The organism is Alcanivorax sp. HI0083 (assembly GCF_001635175.1).
Window position 1 is genome coordinate 1 of sequence record NZ_LWFX01000418.1, and the last position, 713, is coordinate 713.

The 713-nt window shown below is 60.9% G+C and carries 1 pseudogene; it reads left to right on the forward strand.

Annotation, left to right across the window (positions count from 1 at the left end):
* Positions 1-713 (forward strand): annotated as a pseudogene (locus A3754_RS04345) (NAD-glutamate dehydrogenase domain-containing protein); the annotation flags it as partial.

The window sequence follows — 713 nt, forward strand, 5'->3', positions numbered from 1 at the left end:
CCAGCTTCCCCGCGATGAGCTGTTCCAGTGTAGCGAGGAAGAGCTGTACGACATCTGCATGGGCATTCGCGCTCTGCGTGATCGTCATCATCTGCGGGTATTCATGCGCCGGGACCGCTATGGGCGTTTTTATTCGTGCATGATTTACCTGAGCCGCGAACGCTACTCCCGGGAATTGCGCGACAAGGTCACCGCCGAACTGATGACGCTGTGCAACGGTCGCTCCGTGGAACGCACCGTGGATTTCCTCCGCGAAGGGCTGGCCCGGATTCACTGCATTGTGCGTATTCCCCAAGGCACACAGCTGGCCATGACCGACAGCCAGGTGGAGCAACGGCTGATTGAAATTACCCGCTCCTGGTCGGACCAGTTACGGGAAGTGTTGCGCGAAAGTGGCTACCAGGATGAGCAGGGCGACAAGGTGGGCAGCCGGGCCGATGACGGGGCTGCCCTGGCCCTGCGTTACGGTGACGCCTTTCCCTTGGGTTACCGGGAAGCACACAGTGCCGTGGAAGCCGCCGCCGACCTGCAATACCTGACGCAGTTGTCTGCCGCCCAACCGGTGCTGCCCAGCCTGGCCATTACCGATGCTGATGGCGCGGCATGCCCGACCAGCCTGCGTCTTTATAGCCTGAATAATCCCATTGGTTTGTCCGATGTGCTGCCGGCACTGGAAAATTTCGGTTTGCGGGTGGTGCGCCAGAACCCCACCC